Source organism: Bordetella genomosp. 9 (assembly GCF_002119725.1).
Lineage (GTDB): Bacteria > Pseudomonadota > Gammaproteobacteria > Burkholderiales > Burkholderiaceae_B > Bordetella_C.
Window position 1 is genome coordinate 4,464,125 of sequence record NZ_CP021109.1, and the last position, 23,311, is coordinate 4,487,435.

18 protein-coding genes are annotated in these 23,311 nt (G+C 65.6%); 6 read left to right on the top strand and 12 right to left on the bottom strand.

Annotated elements, in window-relative coordinates:
- Nucleotides 1–34 precede the first annotated feature (34 nt).
- Both CAL13_RS20495 and CAL13_RS20500 read right to left on the bottom strand, forming a co-directional pair.
- On the bottom strand, nucleotides 35–922 hold the full coding sequence (locus CAL13_RS20495; protein ID WP_086059038.1) for an ABC transporter permease: 888 nt from the start codon (nucleotides 920–922) through the stop codon (nucleotides 35–37).
- Complete coding sequence (locus CAL13_RS20500; RefSeq protein WP_086073395.1) at nucleotides 919–2,070, bottom strand: ABC transporter ATP-binding protein; 1,152 nt, start codon at nucleotides 2,068–2,070, stop codon at nucleotides 919–921. Before CAL13_RS20500 ends, CAL13_RS20495 begins: the two co-directional genes overlap by 4 nt.
- Nucleotides 2,071–2,325: 255 nt before the next feature.
- Between CAL13_RS20500 and CAL13_RS20505 the strand changes: the two genes are divergently transcribed.
- Nucleotides 2,326–3,189: an IclR family transcriptional regulator gene (locus tag CAL13_RS20505; RefSeq protein ID WP_086073396.1), complete on the top strand. Its 864-nt coding sequence runs from the start codon at nucleotides 2,326–2,328 to the stop codon at nucleotides 3,187–3,189.
- 6 nt (nucleotides 3,190–3,195) lie between these two features.
- Here the strand turns inward: CAL13_RS20505 and CAL13_RS20510 are convergent, their stop codons facing one another.
- From CAL13_RS20510 to CAL13_RS20530, 5 genes are all read right to left on the bottom strand, one after another.
- A complete protein-coding gene (locus CAL13_RS20510) occupies nucleotides 3,196–4,434 on the bottom strand; it encodes an MFS transporter (protein WP_086073397.1) in 1,239 nt (412 codons plus the stop codon).
- A gap of 273 nt (nucleotides 4,435–4,707) precedes the next feature.
- Entirely contained in the window at nucleotides 4,708–6,069 is a 1,362-nt protein-coding gene (locus CAL13_RS20515; protein WP_086073398.1) for an MFS transporter, read from the bottom strand.
- A complete protein-coding gene (locus CAL13_RS20520) occupies nucleotides 6,066–7,190 on the bottom strand; it encodes an aromatic ring-hydroxylating oxygenase subunit alpha (protein ID WP_086073399.1) in 1,125 nt (374 codons plus the stop codon). The genes CAL13_RS20515 and CAL13_RS20520 overlap by 4 nt, the downstream gene beginning before the upstream one ends.
- 739 nt (nucleotides 7,191–7,929) lie before the next feature.
- A complete protein-coding gene (gene ssb, locus CAL13_RS20525; protein WP_086059644.1) occupies nucleotides 7,930–8,436 on the bottom strand; it encodes a single-stranded DNA-binding protein in 507 nt (168 codons plus the stop codon).
- A gap of 148 nt (nucleotides 8,437–8,584) precedes the next feature.
- Nucleotides 8,585–9,769: an MFS transporter gene (locus CAL13_RS20530; protein WP_086059040.1), complete on the bottom strand. Its 1,185-nt coding sequence runs from the start codon at nucleotides 9,767–9,769 to the stop codon at nucleotides 8,585–8,587.
- Nucleotides 9,770–9,886: 117 nt separating this feature from the next.
- On the opposite strand from CAL13_RS20530, the gene uvrA reads away from it, so the two are divergent.
- Both uvrA and CAL13_RS20540 read left to right on the top strand, forming a co-directional pair.
- On the top strand, nucleotides 9,887–12,787 hold the full coding sequence (uvrA, locus tag CAL13_RS20535) for an excinuclease ABC subunit UvrA (RefSeq protein WP_086059041.1): 2,901 nt from the start codon (nucleotides 9,887–9,889) through the stop codon (nucleotides 12,785–12,787).
- 41 nt (nucleotides 12,788–12,828) lie between these two features.
- Nucleotides 12,829–13,494, top strand: a complete 666-nt coding sequence (locus CAL13_RS20540; protein WP_086059645.1) for a glutathione S-transferase family protein — start codon at nucleotides 12,829–12,831, stop codon at nucleotides 13,492–13,494.
- 94 nt (nucleotides 13,495–13,588) lie between these two features.
- Here CAL13_RS20540 and CAL13_RS20545 read toward each other — a convergent pair whose 3' ends face one another.
- The 3 genes from CAL13_RS20545 to CAL13_RS20555 are packed head-to-tail and all read right to left on the bottom strand — an operon-like array spanning nucleotide 13,589 to nucleotide 16,455.
- On the bottom strand, nucleotides 13,589–14,716 hold the full coding sequence (locus tag CAL13_RS20545; protein WP_086073400.1) for a deoxyguanosinetriphosphate triphosphohydrolase: 1,128 nt from the start codon (nucleotides 14,714–14,716) through the stop codon (nucleotides 13,589–13,591).
- Between the two features lie 45 nt (nucleotides 14,717–14,761).
- On the bottom strand, nucleotides 14,762–15,838 hold the full coding sequence (gene aroB, locus CAL13_RS20550) for a 3-dehydroquinate synthase (protein WP_086073401.1): 1,077 nt from the start codon (nucleotides 15,836–15,838) through the stop codon (nucleotides 14,762–14,764).
- Nucleotides 15,835–16,455: a shikimate kinase gene (locus CAL13_RS20555; protein ID WP_086059044.1), complete on the bottom strand. Its 621-nt coding sequence runs from the start codon at nucleotides 16,453–16,455 to the stop codon at nucleotides 15,835–15,837. The genes aroB and CAL13_RS20555 overlap by 4 nt, the downstream gene beginning before the upstream one ends.
- 114 nt (nucleotides 16,456–16,569) lie before the next feature.
- On the opposite strand from CAL13_RS20555, the gene CAL13_RS20560 reads away from it, so the two are divergent.
- A complete protein-coding gene (locus CAL13_RS20560) occupies nucleotides 16,570–19,014 on the top strand; it encodes a penicillin-binding protein 1A (protein WP_086059045.1) in 2,445 nt (814 codons plus the stop codon).
- A 45-nt stretch (nucleotides 19,015–19,059) separates the two neighbouring features.
- Here CAL13_RS20560 and cyaY read toward each other — a convergent pair whose 3' ends face one another.
- Nucleotides 19,060–19,389, bottom strand: coding sequence for an iron donor protein CyaY (cyaY, locus tag CAL13_RS20565; RefSeq protein ID WP_086059046.1), 330 nt, complete (start codon nucleotides 19,387–19,389; stop codon nucleotides 19,060–19,062).
- Nucleotides 19,390–19,420: 31 nt separating this feature from the next.
- Here cyaY and lptM point away from each other — a divergent pair, with 31 nt between their 5' ends.
- Entirely contained in the window at nucleotides 19,421–19,648 is a 228-nt protein-coding gene (lptM, locus tag CAL13_RS20570; RefSeq protein ID WP_086059047.1) for an LPS translocon maturation chaperone LptM, read from the top strand.
- On the top strand, nucleotides 19,645–20,937 hold the full coding sequence (lysA, locus tag CAL13_RS20575) for a diaminopimelate decarboxylase (protein WP_086073402.1): 1,293 nt from the start codon (nucleotides 19,645–19,647) through the stop codon (nucleotides 20,935–20,937). The genes lptM and lysA overlap by 4 nt, the downstream gene beginning before the upstream one ends.
- 1,057 nt (nucleotides 20,938–21,994) lie before the next feature.
- Here the strand turns inward: lysA and ccsB are convergent.
- Complete coding sequence (ccsB, locus tag CAL13_RS20580; protein WP_420042469.1) at nucleotides 21,995–23,284, bottom strand: c-type cytochrome biogenesis protein CcsB; 1,290 nt, start codon at nucleotides 23,282–23,284, stop codon at nucleotides 21,995–21,997.
- Between the last annotated feature and the right edge of the window lie 27 nt (nucleotides 23,285–23,311).

Below are 23,311 nucleotides of genomic sequence, written 5' to 3' on the forward strand. Positions count from 1 at the left end.
CTCCCGCGATGGCCAGGTTTGGACAAGCATGGCGTTATCCCAGGCTGCGGCGGTACGACCGCTCGATGACGCGGTTGTAGGCCATCATGATGATCACGTTGGCGGCCAGCAGCAGGATCGCCAGCGTCGCGCCCAGCGGCCAATTCAGTTCCGTCAGGAACTCGTCGTAAACGATGGTGGCCACCATCTTCAGGCGGCGCCCGCCCAGCAGGGCCGGAATGGCAAAGGAGCTGGCGCTCAACCCGAAAACGATCAGGCTGCCCGACAGCACGCCCGGCATGCACTGCGGCAGCACCACCCGCCACATCGTCTGCAGGCGCGACGCGTTGAGCGAGTACGCCGCGTGCTCCACGGACGGATCGAGCTTCTGCAGCGACGTCCATACCGGAATGATCATGAAGGGCAGCATGATGTGCACCAGCCCGATCACGATGGCCGTCGGCGTGTACAGCAGCGCCCCGAATCCCAGCGCCTGCGCGGCCTTGCCGATAGGCCCGGCGGGCCCGAGCAGCATGCTCCAGCCGAAGGCGCGCACCACCAGCGAAATCAGCAGCGGCGAAAGCACGGCAAGAAGAAAGATGGACCGCCATGGCCTGCGCATGCGGCTCAGGATATAGGCCTCCGGTACGCCGACCACGACGCAGATCAGCGTGGTGAGCACGGAAATCCATAGCGTGCGCCAGAAAATGCCGATGAAGTACGGGTCGCTCAACACCATGGCGTAATGCGCTAGCGTATGGCCTGGCTGGATGCCGGTGTTGTAGTCGAAGGGCCGGAAGGTCAGCCCGAATGTCAGCGCCAGCGGCGTGACGACCAGCGTCAGGAACAGGATGCCGATGGGGATCGCCCCCAGCATCGCCGGCAGGCCGTCCAGGTGGCGGCGCGGCGCGCCGGCCGCCTGGCCGTAGCTGCCGGCAGTCATCGCGCGCCCTCCTGCAGGGGCTGCCGCTGCGCGGACCTTGCATCCGGGGCCGGGCAATCGCCGCCGGCCCAGCCCGCTCCGCCGTCGCTCGCGAGCGCAGTGGCGGGCAGTACCCGCACGACGTCGGGCGCCCAATCGAGCCCCATGCGGTCGCCGTCGCCATGGGGCGCCCGCCCGTCATTGGGCGTCAGCACCGTCAACACGCCCAGGGGCGTGTCGACTTCGTACATCCACTGGCTGCCCAGAAAATACCGTCCCGCCACCGTGCCGGGCAATCTTCCCTGTCCGGCCCCGACGGGGCGGATTTTTTCCGGACGCAGGCACACCCGCACGGCGTCGCCCGCGCGCAGACCGTGGCCGTCCACCTCCAGGCATAGGTCGCCGCAGCGCACCTGCGCCCGCGCCCCGGCGCTGCTCACCGTGGCCGCCAGTAGATTCGTCTTGCCCACGAAGCGCGAAATGAATTCGCTTTCCGGATGCTCGTACATGCGGTAGGGCGCGGCGATCTGCGTGGCGCGGCCTTCCTGCATCACCACCACGCGATCGCTGATCGACAGCGCTTCGGCCTGGTCGTGCGTGACCATCAGCGTCGTGGTGCCCGTCTTGCGCTGGATGGCGCGCAGCTCGAACTGCATCTCTTCGCGCAGCTTGGCGTCCAGGTTGGACAGCGGTTCGTCGAGCAGCAGCACCGGCGGCCGTATGACCAGCGCGCGGGCCAGCGCCACGCGTTGCCGCTGGCCGCCGGACAGCTCGCGCGGGTAGCGGCCGCCATGCTGGTCCAGCTTCACCATCGCGAGCGCCTCGCGCGTGCGTTCGCGCCGCTCCGCGCGGCCCACCTTGCGCATCGACAGGCCGAACTCGACGTTGTCCGACACGGTCAGGTGCGGGAAGAGCGCGTAGGTCTGGAATACGATGCCGAGTCCGCGTGTGTTGGGCGGTGCATGCGTGATGTCGCGGCCGTCCAGCACCACCCGCCCGCGGGTCACCTCGGCGAACCCGGCGATCATCTGCAGCGTCGTGGTCTTGCCGCAGCCCGACGGACCCAGCAGCGAGACGAATTCGCCCTGCTCGACCGACAGATCCAGGTCGCGCACGACCTGCAGCGCGCCGTAGTCCTTGCAGATTTTTTCCAGCCGAAGAAATGACATAGCCGCCCTGCCCTGTTGGTCTGCACACGGGCGAGCCGCGGACGTCCGGGGCCGGCGTGCTGCCGAAGCCCGGAAGCGCCCGCGCACCTCCCGGCGCGGCCGCCTCGCCCGCCAAGCGCGGTCGAAGCCCTTTGCCGGGCAGTCTACGGAGCGGCCGATCACAGGGTCAACGCGGGTTTTTCCGTATATCCGATTATTTCGCCTTGTTTTTCCGTCCAGTAGAATTTGATGTCCAGTTCATCAGCGGAAAATGCAATGGTACGGAATAAGACGCAGGAGACGGCAGCACCGCCGGAAACCGAATCGAACGCCCAGGGCGTGCTACAGCGCGCCTTCATCGTGCTGCGCGCACTTGCCGACGCGAAGGGGGAGCCGCTGCGATTGACGGAGATTGCGCAGCGCACAGGGCTGCCGCCCGCCACCGCACACCGGGTGTTGCAGGCGCTCATACAGCAGGATGTCGTGGAGCAGCCGGGTGGCAGCAAGGCCTATCAGCTCAGCGTCGCCTTCTACGCCATGGGCGCCGCCGCGGGGCGCTACCGCTCCAATCTGCGTGAGATCTACCGGCCGTCCATGCTGCGCCTGTGCGGCATGCTCAACGACACGGTCTTCATCCTGATGCGGCACGGCTTCGACGCCGTTTGCCTGGACCGCATCGACGGGCCTTTCCCGGTGCGCTCGCATACGGGCGATATCGGCGGGCGCGTCCCCCTGGGCCTGGGGCAGGCCGGACTCGTGCTGCTGGCCAGCCTGCCGCCGGCCGAACGGGAAGAAGTCATCCGCTTCAACATTCCGCGCCTGCACCACCTGGGTTTCATCGACGAAATCTCCATGCGGGTGCGCATCAAGCAGTGCCTGGAGAACCACTACGCCTACAGCGACGGCCCGGGCCTGTTTCCCGGGATCGCCGGCCTGTCCGTGCCCATCGTGGACCGCAATGGCGACACCGTCGCCGCTCTGAGCGTGGCCGCGCCGGCCGAACGCCTGAGCGGCGACCGCCTGCCCCTGATCCTGGAGATGCTGCAAAAGGAAGCGCGCGCCATCGGCACGCAGATCAACCCATTCGATCCGGCGCTGCGACGGCCGAACCAGTTCCTGGGCACTGGAAACCGGGAATAGTCAAGCTCAGCGCTTGCCGTGCGCCAAAGTCCGGGACGCGGGATCCCGCCGCAACCGGAGCATCGCAAGGCATCCGAAGAAGGGTCCCGCCGCCAGCATCCCGAAGGCGCCAGCCCAGCCGATCGCATGCTGCACGGCTGGCAGAAGATGGATACTGACCAGCGTCAGCAGAAAGCCGGCGCAGGTCTGTGCGGTCAACAACGTCCCAATGGAATCCGGCGGCGCGAGCTCCGCGATGCTTGCGGAAAACTGCGCCGAGTCCGCAACGATCGTAATGCCCCACGCGATCGCGACCGCGCCCACCACGAAGGAAGGCGCATCCATGAGCCAACCCATCGCCAACGCGCACGTCCCGCTGCCCGCCATCGCCGCAATCGTCACGGCCGTACGGCCATAGCGGTCGGCAAACCACCCGCCTGCCCACGCGCCCAGCGCCCCCGACCCCAGCGCGACGAAAGTCATGATCTCCGCCGCCCGGTCCGGCGCCGCCACGCCCGCGCGTGTGAAGCTCTCATGCAGGAACACCGCCAGCCAGGTCCACATGGCGTACAGCTCCCACATGTGGCCCAGATAGCCCAGGTTCGCCAGCCGCAGCGGCCGATGCCGCCACGCCAGCGTCACCGCCGCGGGATTCAGGCGCGCCGCCCGCCGCATGGCCGGCCCGACGCCGCACAGGTTGATCGCCAACCCCGCCACCGCCGCCAACAGCGCCGACGCCAGATAGATCTGCGGCCATTGCATACCGCCGAAGGCCGCCAGCAAATGCGGGCTCGCCGACCCCAGCGTCAGCGCGCCCACCAGCAAACCGATCAGCAGCCCCAGGTCCCGTTCCGCCCAGGTCGCCGCCAGCCGCATGCCGACGGGATAAATCCCTGCCATGCACATGCCCGTCACGAAGCGCAGGAAGTAGACCGCCGGCCCGGCGGGCTCGCACGCCAGCAACATCAGCGTTGCCCCGGCCGCCACCAGGGCCGACACCATGATCAGCCGCCGGGGATCGAAACGGTCCGCCAAGCCGAGTACGGCGCTGCCGATCGTTCCCGCCACGAAGCCCGCCTGCACCGAGCTGGTCAGCAGCGAGGCCTGCCACGCCGTCAACGGCACCGCCTGCTCAATGCTGGAAACCGCCGCCGATGATGCAAACCATACGGACATCGCAAGCACCTGGCAAAGCAGCAGAACCGTCAGCGAGACGGTCTTGCCCGCTCCAAGCGTCAATCGTCGCCCGATGTGCGGATCGGCCATGATCAGCCGGCGGGACGGGCCGCGGCACGGCGGTGCTTTATTACGTCGGTCTTCGTCATGGGTTCCTGGTGAGCCATGAAGCCATCGTTCTGTGCGCCGGCTGGCGATGAAGTTATCGCCCTACGCATCGGCGCGCGGTGAAGTATCGTTTTACATGCCTTCTGGCGATGAAGCTTGACACAGTTCACCGCCGGCAGGAATGCCCCAATCGCATCAGGAGACCAGCGCACAGCATGCCGCACGCGCTCATCGCTTCGCGGTCGGCACCCCGTTTCAGCCGCATTCCGCGCAGTACTGCCGGGGATAGGTTTCCCGCATCCCGATCGCAGCCGCCACGCCCGCGCAGGCCACAGCGACCGGCAACCACATTGCAGCCCCATAGGCTCCAGCCGACAGCGTGGATGCCGCCGCCGCGTCCGCCGCCCCGCCTGCGTCAAGGATCACCCCATACAACGTCTGGACCAACGCCGCGATTAGGAACACACCGGTATTGCTCAAGGCGATGGCGGTAGCGTCGGCGTCCACATCGACCGACTCCTTGATCGACGTGAAGGAGACGGTCACCTGGCTTGCCGACAACCCCAGCAGTACGCACAGCCCTGTCACCACGGCTTGTGGCATGTCCGGATGCCATGCCAGGCCCGTCCATGCGGCCGCTGCGATCAACGCAGAACCGATGATGAGAGGTTTGCGCGCAGCGATACGATCCGACAGATGCCCCATCAGCAAGGCTCCCGCGCCATAGGCGGCCATCGACGCGCTGACGATGGCAACCGCCTCGCCCTTATCCATCTCTTGGCGATTCATAAGGTACGGGATCGCCCATAGCCCAGCGAACGCATAGAACGTCCCGTTCGTCCCCGCAGTGCAGATGAGCAGTTTCCATAGCTGTTTGTTGCGCAGCGTGGCCGTCAGGCGCTCGCGCATGGTCCACCGATTGGACGACGCGCCAGCGGGCGCCGCGGCGCCAGGAAGCCGCTTGCCCCCAGGAACGACCGCCGGTCTGGCGCTTGTGCCGGGTGACGTGCGGCCGTCCGGACGATGGGGAAGCTTGGCGCGGTCCGGCGCCTCGCGGACCAGCGCAAACACCGCCGCGGCCAAAATGAGCGTTGCCACCGCGACAGCCTCCAAAAGGACGCGCCAATCCACAAACAGGAGCAATGCCGCCACAGGTGCTTCGGCCATCAGACTTCCCAGCGTGCCCAACAGCATGGTGACGCCCGTCACCAAGGCATATCGCCGCGCGGGAAACCAGCGCATGTTGTATTTCATGATGCCCGAGAAGACGCTCGCCGTCCCCAGCCCCACCAGCGCCGGCCCCAGCATCGCCAACCCGCTATCCCTCGCGAGCGACAGGACCCCTGCCCCGCATGCCGTCAGCACGGCGCCCGTCCCCACGACTCGCCCTACACCATACCGGTCGATCAGCAGGCCAGCCGGGAGTTGCATTAGTGTATAGACCCAAAAGTTCATCGACACGATCACGCCCAACAGCGCCGCGCCGACACCGAGGTCCGCCGCCATCGCGTCCGCCATGGCCGCAGGTGCAAACCGATGGAAAAATCCCAGGAAGAACAGTGCTACGAGAAGACCGTAGCCAACGTTGCGTCGGCTACCGTACTCAGGGAAACTCATACTCGACCTAGCACCTTTTCGACGATGCGCTTGTCGAATTCATGGACCACGCTTTCGGCGTCGGCGTAACATCCCTGGATGCCGTCTACCAAGCCACGTTGTTGGTGCTCGACGATCCGATCGTCTTCATGAATCACCTGGTCCCATCGCGCGAAGTAATATTTGGCCCGGCCAGCGTACTCGGGAGAAGACAAAGTCTCCTTGGGGAAGCAATACCCAACATTGACGGCCGTCCGATCGGGCGACAGCGGCGTCTTGTGTATCCACCACATGCAATCGGGTGCCGTGATTACGAAGAAGCCGGGCAACACGACGACGAAATGGGTGCCTTCGAGGCCCGCTCCATAAGCTTCCCGCGCCGGGGGGAAAGCATGCTGTCGTTCGTTCGGCCGCAGCGCTGGCGTGCCGCGACTGCGGTGAATCACCCCGATCCACTCCTGCTCGGAGTGAAGCGGCGCTACCGCCTGCTCACCTATGGAACTGCCATGCACATAAGGCGTGTGCAGGGTCTCCATATCGACTTCGACGTATAGCTTCCAGTTAGCCTGGACGACGTAATTGCGGGTTCTTACGCACCGCATGGAGGAAACGGCGTGTGGGGCAGCAATGCGGTCGAAGTAGTCCCCCATGTATCGATTGATATGATCTTCGGGTGAAGCGATGCCGCGATCAAGATTGACGAAAACCATGTTTTGGCGCTCGGTCACCGGCAGCTTCACCAGTGCGCGGTCTGCGGCCAATTCCCGACTGGCCCCGAGGCCAGGAGCACGCAACAAGCACCCATCCACGTCATAGGCCCATCCATGGTATGAACAGACAAACGCCTTCGCGGTCCCATTGTCCTCGCACACTAAAGGTGCTCCACGATGTCTGCATACATTTATGAACGCCCGCAGTGCGCCATCCCCATTGCGTGCGACCAGGACCGACATGCCGAGGATTGAGCGTGTGACATACTGGCCTGCCGCTTCCAGCGATGTCCCAAGGCATATGAAGTGCCAAGCCGACCGAAAGACGGCATCTTTCTCTCGCTCAAACCAGTCCATCGAGCGATAACAACTTGCCGGCGGGGTGCATGCCGTCTGCAGCGGCTTAAGCACCCTCAGGATGTCCGAGTTCATGGTATTGCGCCTCCGACCTGCCGCTGCGATTGCAGCTGCCTCCTCTAAGTACCTAATAAGGCGCTTCAGTAACTCGTACGTCGCTTTGATTCCCAACTCCTGGAGTACCGGTTGTCGCCCACGGGACTGAGCGAAACCAAGCTACTCCGCGCAGCCAATATCCGGCCGTCAGCGCGCCGGACAGTGACTGCACTGGCCGACCAGCAATTACTGTCGGATATCATGGAATAACGCTCTCGATCACGCCGATAGCTTGCAGCACACCAACTCACGTCCCGCTATGCTGAGACGACGGAGAACCCGGCATTTCGAATGAGTTGAGCGATCTTCGCGTCATAGCTATGTGGTGGCTTCCAGAAGCAGCGAGCACCGGCAGCTTCCCCATGTGCCCGGCCAGTTCTTTTTCACCGGGTCGCTGCCGAGTGTCCCAGCATCGCACATAAGGCCGCGCGGGATGAGGTCACGCATGCGTACTTCCCGGAGAGTGTCTTGGCCTCAGAAAACCAAGCCCGGACCGAACGCCAGCGCACAATCTGCTGAGCCTCCCCACATTGCCATCAATCAAGACATCAAAAGAATATGACTTCACGTCACAGCGGCGCACCGAAGACGCAGAGCCACGGAGCTGGCCTCTCTAAACTTTGTAGAGCGGGGTGAAAAAGTTCGATGTTGGATAGGGAAAGGCCCGCAGCTTAAAGGCTGCGGGCCTCTAGTCTTTCCAGCTCTATCCGGAAACGCTTTAGAACGGGATATCGTCGTCCATATCCGTCAGATTCGCCGCGCCGCCGCTGGCGGGCTGGGGCGCCGGCCGTTGCGGCGCCGGGCGCTGCGCCTGCGGGCGGGCCTGGCGTTGCGGCGCGTCTTCGTATCCGCCGCCACCGCCATAACCGCCGCCCTCGCCGCCGCCTTCACGGCCGCCGAGCATCTGCATCTGATCGGCGACGATTTCCGTGCTGTAGCGGTCGGCGCCGGTGTCCTTGTCCTGCCACTTGCGCGTTTTCAGACGGCCTTCGATATAGACCGAGCGGCCTTTCTTCAGGTACTCGCCGGCGATTTCGGCCAGGCGGTTGTACATGACGACGCGGTGCCATTCGGTTTCTTCCCGTCGTTCGCCCGTGTTCTTGTCCTTCCACTGCGACGTCGTGGCGACGGACAAGTTGCAGATGGCGCTGCCTTCGGGGCTGTAGCGCACTTCGGGGTCGCGCCCGAGGTTGCCGACGAGGATGACTTTGTTGACAGAGGCCATGCTGATTTCCCTAACGTTGTTGACCGCCATTATCGGCGATAACGGTCAGCCGGCCAAACGCCAAGGGACCGATTTGTCCCCTGGACCGCCCGAGGATGAGCGCCCTTTGGGACCGCCCATGCGGGGGCGCCGCCGTTCGGCAGCCGCCTCAGGTCAGCGGCCGCAAACCCCAGGTGACCGCCAGCCATACGGCCGCCAGTCCGGCCACGGCGATGAACACCGAAGGGGCCCCGCCATGTGCGGCCAGCAGGCCTCCCACCGCGCCCCCGCAGAAAAGCCCGGCCGCCTGAGAGGTGTTGTAGAAGCCCAGCGCCAGTCCCTTGTAGCCGGCCGGCGCCAGCCGCGAGACCAGGGACGGCTGCAGCGCCTCGAGCACGTTGAACATGACGAAGAAACACGTGAGCAGCACGACCATGACTTCGAAGCTGCCCATCCCCCAGCGCATCAGCGCGAGCACCACGATCAGGCCGGCGATGGCCGCCAGCAGCGCCCCCCTGTGGGCCCGGTTCTTCTCTGCCATGAACACGACCGGCACCATGAACACGAACGACGCCACGATGACCGGCAGGTAGACCTCCCACAGGTTCTCCACATCCAGTCCGCGCAGATGCGCCAGCATGGAAGGCACCACGACGAACAGCGACACCTGGATCAGGTGCAGGCAGAACACGCCGAAATTCAAGCGCAGCAAATCGCCGTGCAGCAGCACATGGGCCGGCCGCGCGCCCCGCATGGACCGGTCCGTGCTCTGCGGCGCAACCGGCACCCACCAGCGCGCCACGGCAAAGCTGACGACTCCCAGGCAGGCGATGGTCCAGAAGAGCCCCGCCAGGCCCCACCAGCCCACCAGCAAGGGCGCGGCAACGAGCGAAACCGCGAAGGACACGCCGATGGACGCCCCGACCATCGCCATGGCGCGCGTGCGCACCTCGTCGCGCGTGGCATCGGCAAGCCACGCGGTGATGGCGGCGGAGATCGCGCCTGCGCCTTGCACGGCCCGCCCGATGGTGATCCAGAACACATCGGGCGACAGCGCGCACACGACGCTGCCAATCACGAACAGCGCAAGGCCCAGCAGCACGATCGGCCGTCTTCCGAACCGATCGGATGCCAATCCAAAGGGAATCTGCAGCACGGCCTGCGTCAGGCCATAGATGCCCATGGCCAATCCCACCCTGGCGGGATCGTCCCCGCCCGGCAGTCCGCGCGCGGCCACGGCGAACACTGGCAAAAGCAAAAACAGCCCCAACATACGACAGGCGAAGAGGCCCGCCAGGGCGATGCTGGTGCGTCGTTCGGTGGGAGTCAGCTGAAGTCTGGATCGTGATGGCATGCGCGCTATCGATATGGCGGGGTTCCGCCAATGCCCTGGCACGACCCCAAACAAGGACGAGTTCGGCGCGCTATAGTACCAAGTTGGCCTTTGGAACTGCTTAAACGCTTAGACCCGATGGACGCGATACGCATTCGGGGTGCCCGCACCCATAACCTCAAGAACGTCTCGCTGGATCTGCCCAGGCAGAAGCTGGTGGTGATGACGGGTCTGTCCGGGTCGGGCAAGTCTTCCCTGGCCTTCGATACCCTGTACGCGGAAGGGCAGCGGCGATACGTCGAAAGCCTGTCGGCATACGCGCGGCAATTCCTGCAGCTGATGGACAAGCCGGACGTGGACCTGATCGAAGGCTTGTCGCCCGCGATCTCCATCGAACAAAAGGCCGCCGGCCACAACCCGCGGTCCACCGTCGGAACCATCACCGAAATCCACGATTACCTGCGGCTGCTGTACGCGCGCGTCGGCACGCCGTATTGCCCGCACCACGGCTTGCCCCTGCAGGCGCAAAGCGTCAGCCAGATGGTCGACGCGGTGCTGGGTTGGGCCGCCGATACGCGGCTGGCGATCCTTGCCCCGGTGGCGCGCGGCCGCAAGGGCAGCTTCGAAGACGAGTGCGCGAGCCTGCAGGCGCAGGGTTATGTGCGCCTGCGCGTAGACGGGCAGATGGTCGAAATCGATAGCATGCCGCCGTTGAAGAAGAGCGAAAAGCATGACATCGATGTCGTCATCGATAGACTGCGGATACGGCCCGAAAGCGCCCAGCGGCTGGCGGAAAGCTTTGAAACCGCGCTGTCGCTGGCGGACGGCCGCGTCGTCGCGCTCGATATGGACAAACACCGCGAGCAAGTGTTCTCCAGCCGCTATGCCTGTCCCGTGTGCGGGCACAGCTTGCCCGAGCTGGAGCCGCGGCTCTTCAGTTTCAACAATCCCATGGGGGCCTGCCCCAGTTGCGACGGCATCGGCCAGGTGGGGTTCTTCGATCCGCGGCGGGTGGTGGCTTTCCCGGAGTTGAGCCTGGCCGCCGGCGCCATCCGCGGCTGGGACCGGCGCAACGCCTTTACGCACTCGCTGCTGACGAGCCTGGCGGCGCATTACGGGTTCGACATCGAAGCGCCCTTCGAAAGCCTGCCCGAAGCCGTGCGCGAAAAAGTTCTGTACGGGTCGGGCGACGAAGAAATCGCCTTCGTCTATCTGAACGAGAAAGGCCGCAGCACCGTGCGCCGGCATGCCTTCGAGGGCGTTATCCCCAACCTGGAACGGCGCTGGCGCGAAACCGATTCGGCCACCGTGCGCGAAGAACTTGGCAAGTATCGCAACATCAAAGTCTGCCCCGAATGCAAGGGGTCGCGGCTGCGCGCCGAAGCGCGCCACGTACTGATCGGCTCCGAACAGCGCGACGATACCGAACGCCGCGGCCTGGCCATCTATGAAGTCGAAGGGATGCCGCTGTCCGATTGCCTGCAGTGGTTCCAGGCGCTCTCGCTGACGGGAGCCAAGCAGGAAATCGCGCAGCGCATCGTGCGGGAGATCCAGGCGCGCTTGAGCTTCCTGAACAACGTGGGGCTGAACTATCTTTCGCTGGACCGCAGCGCGGACACGATCTCCGGCGGCGAGGCGCAGCGCATCCGGCTGGCCAGCCAGATCGGCTCCGGCCTGACGGGCGTGATGTACGTGCTGGACGAGCCGTCCATCGGCCTGCATCAGCGCGACAACGACCGCCTGATCGGAACGCTGCAGCACCTGCGAGATCTGGGCAATAGCGTGATCGTCGTGGAACACGACGAAGACATGATCCGTTCGGCCGACTGGGTCGTGGACATGGGTCCGGGCGCCGGCGAACACGGCGGCCAGGTGGTGGCGCAAGGAACGCCTGCCCAGGTGCAGGAAGACTCGCATTCGCTGACCGGGCAGTACCTGAGCGGACGCCGCGCCATTCAGGTGCCCACGCGCCGTCCCGTCGATGACAGCGTGCCATGGCTCGTCGTGACCGGCGCCAGCGGCAATAACCTGAAGAACGTGGATCTGCGCATCCCCGCAGGCCGCCTGGTGTGCGTCACCGGCGTATCGGGGTCGGGCAAGTCCACGCTGGTCAACGACACCCTGGCCGTGGCGGTGTCGCGCCAGCTGCACCACGCGCAGGCGGAACCGGCGCCTTACGTGTCGCTGGAGGGTCTGGAGAACTTCGACAAGATCATCAACGTCGACCAGAGCGCCATCGGCCGCACGCCGCGCAGCAACCCCGCCACGTACACGGGCCTGTTCACGCCGATTCGCGAATTGTTCGCCGGCGTGCCGGAAGCCCGCGCGCGCGGCTACGACCCGGGGCGCTTCAGTTTCAACGTCAAGGGCGGCCGCTGCGAGGCCTGCCAGGGCGATGGCGTCGTCAAGGTGGAAATGCACTTCCTGCCGGACATGTACGTGCCGTGCGACGTGTGTTTGGGCAAGCGCTACAACCGCGAAACCCTGGAAATCCGCTATCGCGGCCGCAATATCAGCGAAGTGCTCGATCTGACCGTGGAGCAGGCGCTCGAGTATTTCGATTCGGTGCCCGCCATCTCCCGCAAGCTGCACACCTTGATGGACGTGGGGCTTTCCTATCTGCGCCTGGGCCAGAGCGCGACCACGCTGTCCGGCGGCGAAGCGCAGCGCGTCAAGCTCTCGCTGGAACTGTCCCGCCGCAGCACCGGCCGCACGCTCTATATCCTGGACGAGCCGACGACGGGCCTGCACTTTCACGACATCGAGCTGCTGCTCAAGGTCCTGAACCAGCTGGTGGACGCGGGCAATACGGTACTCGTCATCGAACACAACCTGGACGTGATCAAGACCGCCGACTGGATCGTCGACATGGGCCCGGAAGGCGGCGACGGCGGCGGCCGGGTCGTGGCGCAGGGAACGCCCGAGGCCGTGGCCGATACGCCCGGCAGCCACACCGGCCACTACCTGCGCCGCGTGCTCAATGGCGCCTCGCAGACCGCGGGTCCGGCCACCACGCCGCTGCGCCGGAAAGCCAAGTAGACTGTAGCGCCCGCGCAATGCGCGCCGCCTACGGGGCCGCCATGTACACCCTTCTGATCGGCAACAAGAACTATTCGTCCTGGTCTCTGCGCGCCTGGCTGGCGCTCAGCGTCCCGGGCATTCCCTTCAAGGAAGAAAAGCTGGGATTGTCTACGCCGGCATTCGCCGAGCGCCTGGCGCCACTGACGCCGGCGGGCACCGTGCCGGTATTGCTGGACGGCGACTTTGCGGTCTGGGACTCGTTGGCGATCTGCGAGTACGTGGCCGAACGGCATCCTCAAGCGGCGCTGTGGCCGGCCGATCCGAAGGCGCGCGCCAGGGCGCGGTCGCTGGCGGCGCAGATGCACAGCGGCTTCAGCCATTTGCGCAGCGCGCTGGGCATGAATATCGAGGCGCACCTGCCGGGCATCGACATCCCGCCGGAGGCGGCGCGCGATATCTCGCGTGTGCAGGCGATATGGCAGGACACCCGCGCGGAATACGGCAGCGGCGGCCCCTTCCTGTTCGGGGCTTTCACGATTGCCGACGCATTCTTCGCGCCGGTGGTTTCCCGATTCATCACGTATGGCGTGGCGGCCGCCGCTGGCCCTGTGCGCGCTTACATGGATGCCGTGCTGGACCTGCCCGCCATGCAGGACTGGATGCGCGAGGCGCGCGAAGAAAAAACCTTCGTGCCGGAAGACGAGCCTTACCGGACGCACCGCTGAAGCAACCGGCATGGGGCGGCGCCTTCGCCGTGCGCGGGGCGCCGCTCGCCTTACGGGACCGTACGCCGGCCGGCGCGCCCCCTTCCACGCCCGCTCACGACATATCGAACAGCCGCTTGTGCTCCCGCATGGCGTAGCGATCCGTCATGCCGGCGATATAGTCCGCGATGGCGCGCGCCTGCATACCCTCGGCGCGCCGCTGGTGGTCCGGCGGCAACAGGCGCGGATCATCCAGAAAGGCCGTGAACAGGTCCCGGACGATGCGGCGGGCCTTGTTGGTCATGCGCATCACGCGGAAGTGGCGATACAGATTCTCGAAAAGGAAGCGCTTCAGCTCGTCCGCTTCGGCCCGTATGCCTTCCGAAAATCCGACCAGCGGCGGCGCGTCGCGAACGTCTTCCACCGTTTCGGGCCGATGCTGCGCGATGCGCGCCGCCGTGGTGTCCGTCAGGTCGACGATCAGCGTGTTGATCATGCGCCGTATGGTTTCGGAGATCACGCGACGCGGCCCGATGTCCGGATAAAGGCGCCGCACGTCTTCGTAATGCCGCGCGAAGATGCCGACCTGCTGCATCTGATCGACGGTGAGCAGGCCGGATCGCAGGCCGTCATCGATATCGTGGTTGTTGTACGCGATTTCGTCGGCCAGGTTGGCCAGTTGGGCCTCCAGCGACGGACGGCGTTTGCGGATGAAGCGCTCGCCCACCGCGCCCAACTGGCGCGCATGCGCGACGGAACAGTGTTTGAGTATGCCTTCGCGCGTCTCGAAACACAGATTCAGGCCATTGAACGCGGCATAGCGTTCTTCCAGCTCGTCCACCACGCGCAGGCTCTGCAGATTGTGCTCGAAGCCGCCCGCCTCTGGCGCCAGTTCGCGCAGGCAGGCGTTCAGTTCATCCTGGCCCGCATGACCAAAGGGCGTATGGCCCAGGTCATGCGCCAGCGAGATCGCTTCCGTCAGTTCCTCGTTCAAGCGCAGGCTGCGCGCCAGCGTACGGGCGATCTGCGCCACTTCCAGGCTGTGCGTCAGGCGCGTGCGGAACAGGTCGCCCTCGTGGTTGACGAACACCTGCGTCTTGTATTCCAGCCGGCGAAAGGCCGTGCAATGGATGATGCGGTCGCGATCGCGCTGAAACTCCGTGCGGTTGCCAGGCGGTGGTTCCGTATGCGCGCGGCCCTGGCTGCGCGCGGGGTGGGCGGCGTAGGAAGCGAGAATTTCCATGGCGGTGATCGGAGCTCCTGTCTATCGGACCATCGCCGGCGCGGATCAGCCGACGGTACGCGCGAGCACCCGGCGCACCGCGTCTTCCGGCGCGCCGCGGGTGACGGCCTGGCCAATGCGTGGCGTCAGGACGAAACGAATTTCGCCGCCCTCCGCTTTTTTGTCCACCCGCATCAGGGCCAGCCAGCGCTCCGCCCCCAGGTCGGGCGCGGTGACCGGGCAGCCGATCGCCGCCACCAGCTTGCGCACACGCGCCACGTCGGCGGCCGGCAGCCCGGCGACTTCGCACGAGAGTTCGGCCGCCTGCACCATGCCGCAGCCCACGGCCTCTCCGTGCAGCCATTCGCCGTAACCCAGTCCGGATTCGATGGCATGGCCGAAGGTATGGCCCAAATTCAAAATGGCGCGCAGACCGGATTCGCGCTCGTCTTCGGCCACCACGCGGGCCTTCAGCTCGCAGGAAACCCGGATTGCATGGCCCAGCGCATCGCGATCCAGCGCCCGCAGCGACGTAGCATGCGCCTCGCACCAGGCCCAGAATTCATGGTCCAGGATCATGCCGTACTTGATGACTTCCGCCAGCCCGGCGGATACCTCGCGCGGCGGGAGCGTGGCCAGCACATCGGTATCGATTTCCACCGCCACCGGCTGGTGGAACGCGCCGATCATGTTCTTGCCGAGCGGATGGTTGACGCCCGTCTTGCCGCCCACCGATGAATCCACCTGCGCCAGCAGCGTGGTCGGCACCTGCACGAAACGGATGCCCCGCATATACACAGCGGCCGCGAACCCCGTCATGTCCCCGATGACGCCGCCGCCCAGGGCCACCAGCACCGAACGCCGGTCGAATCCGTTCGAGAGCAAGGCATCGAAGATCTGGTTCAGCGTCTGCCAGTCCTTGTGCGCCTCGCCATCGGGCAGCTCGATGCGCACCACCTTGCGACCCGTGCGCGCCAGCGCCCGCTCCGCCCGTTCCGCATAAAGCGCCGCCACGGTGGGATTGGTGATCAACCCGATGGCGGTGGCGTTATCCGGTATGGCCTCGTCCAGATGGTCGAGGCGGCCCGGCGCGATCCGGATGGGGTAGCGTGCGCCCGGCACGGCGACATCGACGACGTTCATGCTTGCTTCTCGTAGGCTTGCAATTTGGGCAACAGGTGCTTGACCAGCGTGCTGACCGGAATGCAGCCGGTATCGATGGTCATATGGGCAACGTCGCGATAGAGCGGTTCGCGCTGCGTCAGCAGATTGCGCAGCGTGCCGCGCGGATCCGCCGTGGCCAGCAGCGGACGATTGCGGTCGCGGCAGGTCCGGCGATAGAGCTCGTCAACGCTGGCCCGCAGATAGACCACGATGCCCTGTTCTCGCAGCACGGCGCGGTTGTCGGCTGAGAGGATGGCCCCGCCGCCGGTCGCCAGCACGATGCCGCGGCGTGCGGCGCATTGCGCCAAGGCGGCGGACTCCCTTTTGCGGAATCCCGCTTCGCCCTCGATTTCAAAAATCACCGGCACGCGCACGCCGCAACGGGATTCCAGCTCGTGGTCCAGGTCCACGAATTCGCGGCCCAGCACCCGCGCCAGCGAACGCCCGATCGTGGTCTTGCCCGCCCCCATCATGCCCACCAGGAAAATCGGCGTGTCGTAGGGCAGGACCACCCGCGGCGGCGCGCATACGGTCGAGCAGGATTCAGGGTCGGCGGCGGCCGTGGCAGCCGCGCAATCGGGTCGTGGCGCGTTCATAAGGCGTATTATCCCATTCGGATCAGTTGCCCGCGCGCCACACTGAACCACGCTGTTACAGAAACCGCGGGCGCGTCCGAAGCTGGGCCACCGGTTCCCCGTAAAATCGCGGCGATGAGCAAGCCCCAGACCCCTTCGTCGAAGAAAGAAGCGCCCGATTCGAGCGGCTCTCCCTTTATCCGTTTTTTTCTCAAGCTAGGCATTTTCTTCGCCGGCCTCGCGGCCTGCGGGCTGCTGCTCGGCGGGATGGCGCTTGCGCTGGCCTGGCCCAATCTGCCGGACCTGCACGCGATGACGGACTACCGCCCGCGCATTCCGCTGCGGGTTTACACGGCGGACAAGGTGCTGATCGGCGAATTCGGCGATGAACGCCGCAATGTGCTGCGCTTCAACGAGATCCCGGATGTCATGAAGTCCGCCGTGCTGGCCGCGGAAGACGACCGCTTCTACCAGCACGGGGGCATCGATTGGGCCGGCGTGGCGCGCGCCACGCTGACCAACCTGGTCAATATGTCGAAGACGCAGGGCGCCAGCACGATCACCATGCAGGTGGCCCGCAACTTCTACCTGTCTTCCGAAAAGACGTACACGCGCAAGTTCTACGAGCTGCTGCTTACGTTCAAGATCGAGGCAAGCCTGACCAAGGACCAGATCCTCGAGCTGTACATGAACCAGATCTACCTGGGTCATCGCGCCTATGGCTTCGCGGCCGCCTCGCGCACCTATTTCGGCAAGCCGCTTTCGCAGATCACACCGGCCGAGGCCGCGATGCTCGCCGGCATCCCCAAGGCGCCGTCGCGCTTCAATCCCCTTTCGAACCTGCCGCGCGCCGAAGTCCGCCAGCATTACGTGCTGGGACGCATGCGCAATCTCGGCTACCTCACCGACGCCGAATACCAGCAGGCGATGGCCCAGCCTATCGTGATCCGTTCGGCCGAGGGCACGCCCGCGGGCGGCTACGCCATCCACGGCGAATACGTCGCGGAGCTCGCGCGCCAACTGCTGTATGGCGTCTACCAGGACAACGTCTATTCGCGCGGCATCAATATCTACACGACGGTCAACTCCAAGGACCAGGAAGCCGCATACCGCGCGGTGCGCGAGGGGGTTCTCGAATACACCCGGCGCGCGCCCTATCCCGGTCCGGAAGCCCAGCTTGACCTCCCCGCCGGTATCGAGAAAGACCCGCAGGCCCTGGACGAAGCGCTGGATGGGGTGCTCGATAAGTACTCGGACAGCGACGATCTGCTGGTGGCCGTGGTGCTGTCGGCCAGTCCCAACGAAATCAAGCTGGCGCGCAGCTCGCGCGAAATCATCACGATCAACGACAAGAAAACCCTGTCGATCGTCGCCCGCGCGCTGAGCAGCAAGGCCAAGGACAGCCAACGGATCCGGCGCGGCTCCGTCGTCTACATCCACAAGATCGGCGACAACGACTGGGAAGTCATCAACATGCCCTCGGTGCAGGCAGCCTTCGTGTCGCTGGCGCCGCAGGATGGCGCCATCCGCGCCATGGTGGGCGGCTTCGACTTCTACCGCGGCAATTTCAATCGGGTGACGCAGGCCTGGCGTCAGCCGGGTTCGAACATCAAGCCTTTCGTCTACGCCGCCGCACTGGAGCGCGGGCTGACGCCGGCGACACAGATTTCCGACCAGCCTTTCGCGTTGTCGGCGGCGCAAACCGGCTCCAAGGCCTGGAATCCGAAGAACTATGGCAACGAGTACGAGCCCATGCTGACGATGCGCCAGGGCCTGTACAAGTCCAAGAACATGGTGTCGATCCGGATCATCCAGGCGATCGGCCCTCAGTATGCGCAGGACTATCTGACACGGTTTGGATTCGATAAATCGCGCCAGCCGGCGGTGCTGCCGCTGGCGCTGGGCGCGGGCTCGGTCACGCCGCTGCAACTGGCCGGCGCCTACGCGGTCTTCGCCAATGGCGGCTATCGCATCACGCCGTATCTGATCGATCGCGTCACCGACAGCAGCGGCAAGGTCATCATGCAGGCCAAGCCGCTGATCGCAGGCGACTCCGGCGCACGCGCCATCGATCCGCGCACGGCTTTCGTCATGGATGACATGCTGCGCGGCGTGGCGACCTACGGCACCGCGGCTCGCGCCCGCGTCGTGCTCAAACGCAACGACATCGCCGGCAAGACGGGTACGACCAACGAATCGGTGGACGCCTGGTTCTCGGGCTACACGCCGAGTCTGGTCGCCACCGCCTGGCTCGGCTACGACCAGCCCCGTTCGCTCGGCGCGCGCGAAACGGGCGGCGGCGTGGCGCTGCCGATCTGGCTCAGCTACATGCAGGAAATGCTGAAGGGCGTGCCCGAACAGAAGCAGCGTCCCAAGCCCGACGGCCTGCTGGTGGATAACGGCGAATACTATTTTTCGGAGTTTCCGCCCGGGCAGGCCGTTGCGCGCCTGGGACTGCCCGCTGCGGCGCCGCCGTCGTCGGACAGCCTGGGCGACCTGCTGAACGCCCTGCGCGCTTCCAACGGCGACGGCCGGCCGTCCGGCACCAGCTTCGGCGAAGGCTCGGTGCCCGGCCAGTGATGGCGGCGCCCGCAGCTGCGGGCGTTGCGCGCCATGGACGGATATCTACAGGCGGACGGTGACCGGCACGCCAGCGGCCTCGGAACAGATCTGGGACAAGGCATCGTGCAGGGGCGGCCCGCCGCGCGTGTCCAGCCAATGCTGGCCGTCGTAGCGATAATGGAAGCCGCCGCTGCGCGCCGCCACCCAGATTTCCTGCATCGCCGCCTGGCTGTTGACGACCACGTGCGTGTCGTCCTCGAAGATCAACGTCAACACGTTGCCGCTGCGGTTGGCTTCGACGTCCACGTCGAGCGATGCGGACCAATCGTCCGCCTGGCTTTCGATGCGGTCCAGGACCTGCTCCGCCAACGCAAGAAATTCGGTTTCGTTCATAATCCAGTCTGCAAGAATTACGGAGTTCCCCGTGTCCAATCCGGCATTCAGCCGTACCGCTCTGCGCATTGTAGCGACGCTGGCCGGTGTCGCGTCGCTGGCGGCATGCGGCTTCAAAGGCCCGCTCTACATGCCGACCGGCGATAACGGGCCCAAGGGCCCGCCCAAGGTCGTTGCCCCCCTGACTTTCCGCGCCGCGCCCGGCGTGCGCGTGGGCACCGCCTATCCCGATTATCCGCCGTCCGCAACGCAACAATGACCGCCACGCAACCCTTGCCGCCGCAGCCGGCGGGCCATCCCCATTTCCATTACCGCGACGGCGCGCTGTACGCCGAAGGGGTCCCCCTGCAGACGCTGGCGGATCGCCTGGGCACGCCCCTGTACGTCTATTCGCGCGGGGCGCTTGCCGCTGCCTGGTCATCGTACCGCGATGCCATCGGCGGCCGCGACGTCCTTGTGTGCTACGGCATGAAGGCGAATTCCAACCTGGCGGTGCTGAAAGAGTTCGCCCGCCTGGGCGCCGGTTTCGACATCGTCTCCGGCGGCGAATTGCACCGTGTGCTGTCGGTGGGCGGCGATCCGGCCAAAATCGTGTTTTCCGGCGTCGGCAAGCAGGCGTGGGAGATGCGCAAGGCCTTGGAAGCGGACGTGAAATGCTTCAACGTGGAGTCGGAAGCGGAATTGCACCTGCTGTCCGACGTCGCGACGTCCCTGGGGAAAAAGGCGCGCGTGTCGTTGCGCGTGAATCCGGACGTGGATGCCGGCGCCCATCCGTATATATCAACGGGCCTGAAGGAAAACAAATTCGGCATCGCCATCGTGGACGCGCCCAAGGTCTACCGGATCGCGGCGGCGCTGCCCGGCATCACGATCGCCGGTGTGGACTGCCACATCGGCTCGCAGATCACGGAAGTCTCGCCCTATCTGGATGCGCTGGACAAGCTGCTGGACCTGATAGACGGGCTGCGCGCGGCCGGTATCGAAATCGAGCACCTGGACCTGGGTGGCGGCCTGGGCATCCGCTATACGGATGAAACGCCGCTGGCGCCCGCGACGTTGATCGATCAGGTCTACGCAAAGCTGCAGGCGCGCAAGCTCGACCACCTGAAGCTGATTCTGGAGCCGGGCCGGTCGCTGGTAGGCAATGCAGGCGTGATGCTGACCACCGTGCAATTCCTCAAGCATGCCGAGGCCCGGAACTTCGCGATCGTCGACGCCGCGATGAACGACCTTATCCGTCCGACCTTGTATGACGCGTGGCACGGCCTGCTGCCGGTGCAGCGGCGCGACGGCCCGACGCTCGAGTACGACGTTGTCGGGCCGGTGTGCGAAAGCGGCGACTGGCTGGCCAAACAGCGGATGCTTGCCGTGGAGCGCGGCGACGTGCTGGCGATCGAGTCGGCGGGAGCGTATGGGATGGTGATGGCCAGCAACTACAACACCCGCGCTCGGGCGGCGGAAGTGATGGTCGATGGAGAGCAGTTCCACGTGATCCGGCAACGGGAAACCGTGGAGGATCTGCTGCGCGGGGAATCGACGCTGCCGTAGGGGTTTGTTTGCCGGGGCTTGGGTTTTGGCTGCTGGCGGGGGGTTGGGTTTTTTGGGCCGTCCGGCGGGGCCGGCGTTTGGCCGGTTCGGCCCGATCGGCCGGTCCGGCGCCCTGCGCGCCGGACACCACTTCGCTGGCCTCGTCCGGCGGCCGCTTGGCGGTGGTTTGCTTGTGACCGGGTTCTCGGCACGCCTCCCTACGGCACCCGCTCGTTCGGCCTCAACGGGCCGAACCGGCCAAACGCCGGCCCCGCCGGACTCCGGGATGTCTCAACCGCGGGCATCTGGGGCGAGCCGGGTTCTTGCGCTTCGTTGGACGCCCCGTTTGGGGGTGGAAGATTGTTCGGTGCCCGACCGAAGCGGCCGCCCTGCGCGGCCGCTTCGGTCATACGCGTTGTCGCTTGCGTATTGTCTGGGTTTTGTCTGGGTACTGCCTAAGCACTGCCTAAGTACTGCCTGAGTGCGGCCCAAGTACTGCCAGCATGCCGCCTGGGTGCTGGCTAAGCGCGTTTTCATCTCGTCGCTTTTGGGTCAACGAAGAGGCGCGAGGCGCGCAAGGCAGCGGCGCGCGAAATCGAAATCCCGGCCCCTTCAAAACGATGCCAGCCCATTCTCTAACCGGCCTGCATCCACCGCACGCCCCCGGAAACCGCCCCTCAAAGCCCGCGCAGCGCCCACCCCCTGCCCTGCACAAAGCGTATGACCGAAGCGGCCGCGCAGGGCGGCCGCTTCGGTCGGGCACCGCAAACTCTTCCACCCCCACCCGGCGCGTCCACGAAGCGCAAGAACCCCATCCGCCCCAGATGACCGCGGTTGAAACATCCCGGAGTCCGGCGGGGTTGGCGTTTGCCGCGGCCGGCACGTTGAGGCCGAGCAAGCGGACGCCGTAGGGAGGCGTGCCGCACGGCTATTCACAAGAACAACACCATCAAGCGGCCGCCGGACGAGGCCAGCGCAGCGGTGTCCGGCGCGCTGGGCGCCGGACCGGCCGATCGGGCCGGCCGCGGCAAATGCCAGCCCCGCCGGACGGCCCAAGAACACTCAGAAACCGCCCAAATCAAAGCTGCCCATAAGAATGCAACCCCGACAAAAACATATTCACGCCCAAAAACGCAAACCCCGTAATCAACAACCCCAGCAACGCCCAATACGCCGCCACAGCCCCCCGCAGCCCCTTGATCAGCCGCATGTGCAGCCAGGCCGCGTAGTTCAGCCACACGATCAGCGCCCAGGTCTCCTTCGGATCCCATTGCCAGTAGGCGCCCCAGGCGTCGGCCGCCCATAAGGCGCCCAAAATCGTCGCCACGGTGAAGAACGCAAAGCCGATCGTGATGGCGCGATACATGATGTCGTCCAGCACCACCAGCGGCGGCAACGCCGCGGCCACGCGGCGCCGGCCCAACAGGATGCCGCCCACGATCACCGCGCCCAGGCCGAAGTACGTCATCCACGCCGCCGACAGCCCCTCGGTCCGGAACACCATCGGCTCCGCGCAAAGCAGCACGCCCAGCACAAACAGCGGCGCCAGCTTGCGCCACGAGGTGGTCTGCCCGTTCTCCTTCACCAGGTAGGCAAAGCCCACCATCGCCGACAGCGAGAACGTGCCATACCCGATGAAATTCGCCGGCACGTGCAGCTTCATCCACCAGCTCTTCAGCGCGGGCACCAGCGGCTGGATCTGCGCCGCGTCCCGCGTGAAGGCGTACCACAGCAGGAAGACCACCGCCGAAGAGATCACCAGCAGCACGAAGCCGCCCAGGGCGCGGGTGGCATAGCGGCGTTCGTAATACAGATAGAACAGCGCCGTGATCAGAGAGAACAGGACGAACACTTCGTACAGGTTGCTGACCGGAATGTGGCCCAGGTCCGGTCCCATCAGGTGGCTTTCGCGCCACCGCACCAGCATGCCGGTCACACCGGCGAACACCGCGCCCCAGGTCAGCGCCGTTCCGAGCCACGCCGCCGTGGGGCTGAACAGTCCCGCCCAGTAACAGGCCGTCGCCAGCACGAACAGCGCGGACATCCACAGGATGGCCGATTGCGACGACAGCAGGTACTTCAGGAAAAACACGTCTTCGGCGCGCGCCAGGTCGTGCCCGTAAAGCAGCACCGCCAGCCCGCTGGCCAGCGCCACAGCGATCATCAGCCGGCGCAACGGCCGCCACAGCCAACCCAGCCAGGCCAGCACGGGCACGGCGCCGCCGAGGATCACTTTTTCGTAGTAATCCATCGAGCCGTAGAAGCGCGTGATCGCGTAGCCAGCGCCCACCGCGAGCAGCAGCAGAAACACGGCGTCGGTCCAGTCGGGACGGCCACGCCGTACGCGGCCGTCGCCGCTTTCTGCCATGCCTTCCTGCCAAAGGCCGTCTTCCGA